This window comes from Micromonospora sp. NPDC005220 (assembly GCF_040607895.1).
Classification (GTDB): domain Bacteria; phylum Actinomycetota; class Actinomycetes; order Mycobacteriales; family Micromonosporaceae; genus Micromonospora.
Map to the genome: position 1 here is coordinate 1 of NZ_JBEXHP010000175.1, position 7,767 is coordinate 7,767.

The window sequence follows — 7,767 nt, forward strand, 5'->3', positions numbered from 1 at the left end:
CACGGGGTGTCTCAGCGGCCGCTGACCGACGGCGCCGGGGCGGGCGATCCGCCGGCCACCGCGCCCGGATGCGCCGGGGCGACCGGCGCGGGCTTGAGCCCGGGCGGCACCGGCAGGGCGCTGCCCCGGGCGAACTCGTCCCAACTCACGTTCCAGGCGGTCCAGCCGTTGCCCGGCTGTAGCTCCACCTCGGTGCCCGTGACGGTGACCAGATCACCAACCTGCGTCACCCCCATCAACCAGTCGGCCGCGGTGGCGGAGACGTTCGCGCAACCGTGCGACACGTTGGTGCTGCCCTGGTCCCCCTCCGACCAGGGGGCGGAGTGGATGAACTCACCGCCCCAGGTGTAGCGCTGCGCGTCGTCGACGTCGACCACGTAGCCACCGTCCGGCTCACCCCGGGTGTCGAAGGTGACCCGCTCGTGCTTCTCCATGATCACCATCTTGCCGCTGGAACTCGGCGTGCTCGGCTTGCCCAGGCTGACCGGGATCTGGCGAATCTGCTTGCCGTCGCGCAGCACGGTCATCAGCTTGGTGGCGTTGTCGATCTCGAGCGAGAGCTGTCGTCCGATCTTGGAGGTCGCGGTCCGCTCGGCGTCACCGACCCGGTCCTTTCCGATCGGCAGACCCTCCAGGCCGGCCCGGACGCTGATGGTGGTACCCGGCTTCCAGAAATCGGGCGCGCGGTAATAGACCTGGGTGCCATCCTCCAGCCACGACCAGGTGCCCGGCTGCGGTGGATTGGTCTTTACGAACAACCGCCGCTGGACATCCGCTCTGGCCTCTTTCGGAATTCCCGGGTCGAACGCCACCGTTACCGGCATGGCCGTGCCGTACGTCCGATTGCCGACAAAATAGAGGGTACTGGTGATCCGTGGTTTGGTGGATTTGGCCATCGTCGTGAACGTGCTGGTGCGGGTGGTGGTGGCGCCGGAGTCACCGGTCGCGGTCACCTCGGCGGTGTAGGTCCGTTTTGGTTGCAGCGGAACCCTCGGCACCCAGCCGGAGCCGTCCTCGCGCGGCTCGGCGTCGACCTGCTTGCCCTTGTCGTCGGTGAGGCGTACGCCGGTGACCCGCCCGCCCTTGACCACGGCGCCCACCTCGGCGCTGACCGGGACGTCCCGGGCCTTGTCCCCCGGTGTCACGGCGAGTTCCGGCGACGCGGCGTGCTTCTTGGCCGAGCCGACCGACCCCCCGTCGATGGTGCACGCACCCAGTGCGAGTGGTGCGGCTGCGATGGTTACCGCCAACAGCGTCAATCGCCGCCTAGACGTCATGTTCAGTCCCCCCGTTTTCGACTTGCCTCCGCCACATTCTGACCCGCCCAACCGGAGTATCCGCCGTATTCAGAAATAATCGCCGGCGCAATTGCCGGCGCATTTTCCGGCAATGTTCCCATTGACGGAACAGGGGTTCAACCGACCCGTGTCATGCGCTTTGCTCCGCTTGAGCGAGGCGACGTCGACTGTCCGAATGGCGGCCGGATGGCGGCACCTGAGGGCCGGGCTCGGCGGCGACCGGGTCGACCAGCGCGTGATCCACTCGGGTTCCTTGAAGTCGCGGTATCAGGACTCCCGGATGCCGCGACTTCCGTGAAACCGAGTGGATCACGCCCGCGCCGGCGCGGGCGGCCCGGCCGAGGCGCGAGAAGTAAAAGGTCAGGCCGGGTGGCGCACCTCGTGGGCGGACTTTTGTCAGTTGAAGCGAAACTTCTGCCGAACGCGACGAAGCTTTGCCTTCGTCCGGGGGCAAGGGTAAGGTCTCGATCTAGATAGAGGGTTGCCCATTCGTCGATCAACTTGCCGCCACCTCTGCCGGGTCGCGCGTTCCGCCCCGATGGGTCCGGGCCGCACCCGCGCGCCGCACCTCACCGTCCAGCCGGAGCCCGCCTCCGGCCGGTTCGGCGCGCCCGGCGGACGGCAGTCAGGTCGACCGCCGCCGACGGCGTACCAGCCGTCAGGAAGGGACCACCACCATGGATCAACAACTCAACCGACCGGGGCCGACACCGGCGTCCGAGCCGGTCAGCCGGCGTGGCGTGCTGCGCGCCGCGACCGTCTCCGCGGCCGCCGTCGGCGCCGCCGGTCTGCTCGGCGGTACGGCCGCCGCCGCGCCCGCCGCATCCAGCGGGCAGGCCCAGGGCCGCCGCCGGGTGCCGGTGGACCGGATCAGCATTCAGCTCTACACGTTGCGTGATCAGCTCGCCGCCGACCTGCCCGGCACCCTGGACGCGCTGCGCCGGATCGGCTACCGGCGAGTGGAGCACGCCGGTTTCGTCGGACGCACCGCCGCCCAGTTCCGGGCCGCGCTGGACGAGGCCGGGCTGCGATCCACCTCCGGGCACGTCGGCATCCCGCAGCCGTTCGACGCCGCCACCTGGGAGAAGGCCCTCGCCGACGCCAACGTGGTGGGCTGCCAGAAGATCGTCCACCCGTACTTCGGCCGGGACGCGAGCGGTCAGCCGATCCGCGACCCCGCCGTCTACCGGGCGCTGGCCCGGGACCTGAACCACGCCGGTCGGCTCGCCGAACGCGCGGGGCTGGATTTCGGCTACCACAACCACCAGCTCGAGTTCGTGCCGCTGACCGGCGGCTCGACCGGGTTCGACATCCTCAGCGCCCAGACCGATCCCGGGCTGGTCCACTTCGAGCTCGACCTCTACTGGACCTGGCGGGGCGCCCACGACCCGGTCGACGTGATCCGGGCCAACCGCGGCCGGATCCGCCAGGTGCACGTCAAGGACCTCGACGTCGAGGGTGGTTTCGCCGACCTCGGCCGCGGCGTCATCGACTTCGGCCGGATCTTCGCCCACGAGCGGGAGGCCGGCATCGAGGAGTACATCGTGGAGCGCGACGACGCGGGCACCGCGCCTCGCTCCCCCGCCGACGCCCTGGACACCGCTCGCGTCGGCTTCGACTATCTCGCTTCACTTCGGTACTGAAACCACCTCGGGGGACACACCTGATGAACAGGACCGCATTCGCGTCCGCCCTGCTGTTGGTGACGGCCGGCCTGGTCGTACCACCGTCGGCAGCGGCCGCAGCGCCGGCCGCGCCGCCGGACAGCAGCTTCCAGAAAGTGACACTGAACGACTTCCCGGGCGAGCCGATGAGCCTCGCCGTCCTGCCCGACCTGCGGGTGCTGCACACCTCCCGCACCGGTGAGGTCCGCATCCACGACCCTCGCACCGGGCTGAACACCCTCGCCGCCGACATCCCGGTGTACGAGCACGACGAGGAGGGGTTGCAGGGGGTCGCCATCGACCCGAACTTCGCCCAGAACAAGTGGGTGTACCTCTACTACTCGCCGCCGCTGAACACCCCGGTGGACGACCCGGCGACTCCCGGCGTCAACGAGGGGGACGCGCCGGAGACCGGCACCGAGGCGGACTGGCAGCGGTTCAAGGGCGCGCTGCGGCTGTCCCGGTTCAAGCTGGACGGGATGAAGCTGAACCTGGCCAGCGAGCAGCAGATCATCGACGTGCCCACCGACCGGGGCATCTGCTGCCACGTCGGCGGCCAGATCGACTTCGACAGCAAGGGCAACCTGTACCTGTCGACCGGTGACGACACCAACCCGTTCGCCTCCGACGGCTACATCCCGATCGACGAGCGGGCCGACCGTAACCCGGCGTACGACGCCCAGCGCACCTCGGCCAACACCAACGACCTGCGCGGCAAGCTGCTGCGGATCAAGGTGAAGGCCGGTGGTGGTTACACGCTGCCGGCCGGCAACCTGTTCAAGCCGGGCACCGCGCAGACCCGCCCGGAGATCTACGCGATGGGGCTGCGTAACGCGTTCCGGTTCGCCGTCGACAGGCGGACCGACGACGTGTACCTGGCTGACTACTCCCCGGACGCCTCCACCCCGAACCCGGAGCGCGGGCCCGCCGGGCACGGTCGGTGGATGCGCATCGACAAGCCGGCGAACTACGGCTGGCCGTACTGTGTGACGCCGACGATCGCCTACCGCGACTACGACTTCGCCACCGGCGAGTCCGGCGCCAAGTTCAACTGCAAGCGCCCGGTCAACGACTCGCCGCACAACACCGGCAAGCGGGTACTGCCGCCGGTCGAGCAGCCGGAGGTCTGGTACCCGTCCGCGGCGTCGGGTGAGTTCCCGCAGCTGGGCACCGGCGGCATCGGCCCGATGGGTGGCCCGGCGTACGACTACGACGGGACCAGCACGTCACGTACCCGCTGGCCCGCGTACTACGACGGGGTGCCGCTGTTCTACGAGTGGACCCGCGACTACATCAAGGAGTTCCGCCTCGACTCCGACGGCGACGTCAACGACATCCGCCCGGTGGTGCCGTCGCTGGTGGTGGACAACCCGATGGACATGGAGTTCGGCCCGGACGGCGCGCTCTACGTGCTGGAGTACGGCGACGGTTACTTCGCCGAGAACCCGGACGCGCAGCTGTCCCGGATCGACTTCGTCCGGGGCAACCGGACGCCGATCCCGAAGATCAGCGGCACGCCGACCGTCGGGCAGGCCCCGCTGACCGTCGCGTTCTCCAGCGCCGGTACGACCGACCCGGACGGTGACAAGCTGAGCTACGCGTGGGACTTCAACGCGGACGGCTCGGTGGACAGCACCGCTCCGAACGCGACCTGGACGTTCCCGGAGAACGGCTCGTACACGCCGACGCTGAAGGTGACCGACCGCACCGGACGGTCCGCCTCGGCGACCCTGCCGCTGGTGGTCGGGCCGACCGCGCCGATCGTCGAGTTCGTCGCCCCGGTGGCCGGGCAGCCGTTCCAGTTCGGGCAGACGGTCGCGTACGAGGTGAAGGTCACCGACGACCTGCCGGTGGACTGCTCCCGGGTGAAGGTCACCTACGTGCTCGGGCACGATGAGCACGGGCACCCGCTCTCCACCTCGACGGGTTGCTCCGGGACGATCCCCACCTTCGTCGACGGTGGGCACAGCGGCGCGGACAACCTGACCGCGGTGTTCGTGGCGGAGTACACCGACGCGCCGACCGAGCCGGGCGTACCCCCGCAGTCCGCCTCGGCGACGGTGGTGCTGGACCCGACCCCGGTGGCCGGCCTGGCCGGCTGACCAGTTCCACTGTGACAGCGGCGGCGGTCGGAGCATTCCGGCCGCCGCCGCCCGTCGTTCAGCTCCAGTCGCTGTCGACGTGGTTGTCGCGCCAGCGTCCGCCCACCGGCGGGGTGTCCAGCCGCATCCCGTCCTCGGCGTTGCCGGCGAGGTCGTTGTCCTCGACCCGGCAGTCCACGCAGCTGCCCCGCTCGGTGATCCACAGTCCGTGCGTCTGGGTCCGGGATTCGTGGTTGTCCCAGATCCGGTTGCCGCGGATGGTGGCCGAGTCCAACGGCGCGTCGATGGTGATGCCGGCCCGCCGCCCGGGGGCGGGGTCCAGTTCGTACGCGCAGCCCGGCGGCGGCACGTCCCCGCTCCACGCGCTGAACGCGTCCGGGCGGACCGGGGCCAGGGTGAGTTCGTCGCCGGTGTTGGCGGCCACCGTGGCCACGGACCGGCCGACCCGCAGGAGCTTGCCGCGGTGCCCGTCGTGCGGCCAGTCGGCAGTCGGGTCCACCAGGCTCCGTTCGCTGTAGCGGACGGCCTCGCCCGCACCGCCGGCGGCCCTGGCGTACTGCCGACCGTTGTTGCGGATCCGGTTGTTGAGCAGCACGGCGTCGCTCATCTGGTGGTCGATGCGGACGGCGTCCAGCCCGTTGCCCCAGAACTCGTTGCTCTCGATCACCACGTCCCGGATCGGCCCCTGGTAACCGCGCCGGAGGCCGCGCGCGTGGTAGCCGTGCTGGCCGTTTCCGCTGATCCGGTTGCCCCGGACGACGTACGGGCCGGGGCTGTTGCCGATGCTGATCCCGTCCCGCAGGTTGCCGTCGATGACGCAGTCGCTGACGATTCCACCCCGCCCGGCCACGAACGAGGTGCCCTGCGACGACACGTCGAAGCCGGCCTCCAGGTTGCCGGTCATCGTGCAGGCGGACACGATCAGCCCGTCGGTGCCCCAGTCGGAGATGCCGAACCGGTTGCCCTGGCTGTGGCAGCCGACGATGCGGTAGCCCCGCGGCGGTGGCCAGTAGTCCTTCTGCAACTCCAGGAAGATCCCGTTGGTGCCGTTGGCCAGGGCGGTGCAGTTGGCGATGGTCAACCGCTCCACCGGACCCCACCCGCCGACACCGATACCAATGCCCGCGCCGCCCATCTGCTCGCCGTTGTCCAGCCGGCCGCAGCCGACCACCACCACGCCGTCGATCAGCGAGTCCTGGAGGAAGTCGCAGCCCAGCCCGCTGGCCGCGGTGTGATGGATGTAAAGGTTGCGGAACACGCCCCGCACCACGTACTGCAGGCCGAGGCCCTTGGCCAGGTAGTTGTACTCGGCCATTGCCACACCCGAGCCGTCGATCTGGAAGTCGGCGAACGTGCAGTCGGCGATGTGCCGGTCCCGGCCGGCGCCGTGCTGGAGCGTCGTCCAGAACGCCAACGGGGTCGGGTCGGCCCGGTTGCCCTCGTTGCTCAACATGAACCGGGTCGCCGCCGGGCCGGCCCCGATCAGCGACACCCCGCTGCGCCACACCGTGCCGGCGTCCCGGATCGAGTAGATGCCCGGCGGGCAGTAGATGACCCGGGCCCGCCCGTCCGAGGCGTACCCGGTGCCGAGCCGGTCCACCAGGGCAGCCAGCGCCGGCTGGTCGTTTGTCACGCCGTCGCCGGTCAGCCCGTACTCCAGCGCGTCGCAGTAGAGCGGCGCGCCCGCCGCGGCGGGCCGGCGTACGCGGACCGAGTTCAGTAGCAGCTCGTTCGCCACGGCCACGGGCCGGCTCCCTTCGACGCGTTCGGTGCGCTCCGGCGGGGCCGACTTCCCGGTGCGGCCGCCGGGAAACCCCGGCCCGACCACGCCGCCGGGGAACCCCGGCCGATGACGCCGCCGGGAAACCCCGGACGTGCGCCGGCCCCCGCGCCGCACGGGCCGCGCCGGGGCCGAGGGGGTACGCGTCAGACGGCGGCGATCAGCAGCGCCGGGCGCTCCACGCAGTCGGCGACGTGCCGCAGGAAGCCACCGGCCACCCCGCCGTCGCAGACCCGGTGGTCGAAGGTGAGGCTGAGCTGGGTCACCTTGCGGACGGCGAGTTGGCCGTCGACCACCCACGGCTTGTCCACGATCCGGCCGACCCCGAGCAGGGCAGCCTCCGGGTGGTTGATGATCGGCGTGGAACCGTCGACGCCGAACACCCCGTAGTTGTTCAGCGTGAAGGTGCCGCCGGTCAGCCGGGCCGGGGGCAGGCTGCCGGCTCGCGCGGCGGTGGTGGTCGTCGCCAGTTCGGCGGCCAGTTCGGCGGTGGTGAGCCGCTGGGCGTCGCGCAGAACCGGCACCAGCAGCCCCCGGTCGGTCTGCGCGGCGATGCCCAGGTGCACCCCGGCGGACTGGACGATCCGCTGCGCCTCGGTGTCGACCCGGGCGTTGAGCTGCGGGAACCGGCGCAGCCCGCTGAGGCAGATCCGAGCCAGCAGGGCCAGGATGCTCACCGGCGCGTCGGGGGTCGCCGCGTTGATCGCGGCGCGGGTCTCCAGCAGCCCGGTGGCGTCCACGTCGACCCAGATGGTCACCTCCGGGATCTCCCGCCGGCTGCGGGACAGCTTGTCGGCGATCACCTTGCGGACGCCGGTCAGCGGGACGATCACGTCGCCGTCCCCGACCGAGGCCGGCCCGACCTGCGGATCCGGCACGGCGGCGAGCCGGGCGGCGGGCACGGTCAGCGCGGCCTCCACGTC

5 protein-coding genes are annotated in these 7,767 nt (G+C 70.9%); 2 read left to right on the forward strand and 3 right to left on the reverse strand.

Features of this window, described 5'->3' with window-relative positions:
- Positions 1-11: 11 nt before the first annotated feature.
- On the reverse strand, positions 12-1,277 hold the full coding sequence (locus tag ABZU52_RS30975; protein ID WP_354974471.1) for an Ig-like domain-containing protein: 1,266 nt from the start codon (positions 1,275-1,277) through the stop codon (positions 12-14).
- 698 nt (positions 1,278-1,975) lie between these two features.
- On the opposite strand from ABZU52_RS30975, the gene ABZU52_RS30980 reads away from it, so the two are divergent.
- Both ABZU52_RS30980 and ABZU52_RS30985 read left to right on the forward strand, forming a co-directional pair.
- Positions 1,976-2,941 carry a sugar phosphate isomerase/epimerase gene (locus ABZU52_RS30980; protein ID WP_354974472.1) on the forward strand — a complete coding sequence of 322 codons (966 nt, stop codon included), beginning with the start codon at positions 1,976-1,978 and terminating at the stop codon, positions 2,939-2,941.
- A gap of 23 nt (positions 2,942-2,964) precedes the next feature.
- Positions 2,965-5,064 carry a PQQ-dependent sugar dehydrogenase gene (locus ABZU52_RS30985; protein ID WP_354974473.1) on the forward strand — a complete coding sequence of 700 codons (2,100 nt, stop codon included), beginning with the start codon at positions 2,965-2,967 and terminating at the stop codon, positions 5,062-5,064.
- Between the two features lie 58 nt (positions 5,065-5,122).
- Here the strand turns inward: ABZU52_RS30985 and ABZU52_RS30990 are convergent, their stop codons facing one another.
- Together ABZU52_RS30990 and ABZU52_RS30995 are read right to left on the reverse strand one after the other, a co-directional pair.
- Positions 5,123-6,802 carry a right-handed parallel beta-helix repeat-containing protein gene (locus ABZU52_RS30990; protein ID WP_354974475.1) on the reverse strand — a complete coding sequence of 560 codons (1,680 nt, stop codon included), beginning with the start codon at positions 6,800-6,802 and terminating at the stop codon, positions 5,123-5,125.
- 188 nt (positions 6,803-6,990) lie between these two features.
- The coding region (locus tag ABZU52_RS30995; RefSeq protein WP_354974474.1) for a dihydrolipoamide acetyltransferase family protein at positions 6,991-7,767 on the reverse strand (777 nt) is incomplete at its 5' end.

Coding starts and splice junctions, on each gene's coding strand:
- ABZU52_RS30975 (WP_354974471.1), bottom strand. CDS start 1,277: ATGACGTCTAGGCGGCGATTGACGCTGTTGGCGGTAACCATCGCAGCC.
- ABZU52_RS30985 (WP_354974473.1), top strand. CDS start 2,965: ATGAACAGGACCGCATTCGCGTCCGCCCTGCTGTTGGTGACGGCCGGC.
- ABZU52_RS30980 (WP_354974472.1), top strand. CDS start 1,976: ATGGATCAACAACTCAACCGACCGGGGCCGACACCGGCGTCCGAGCCG.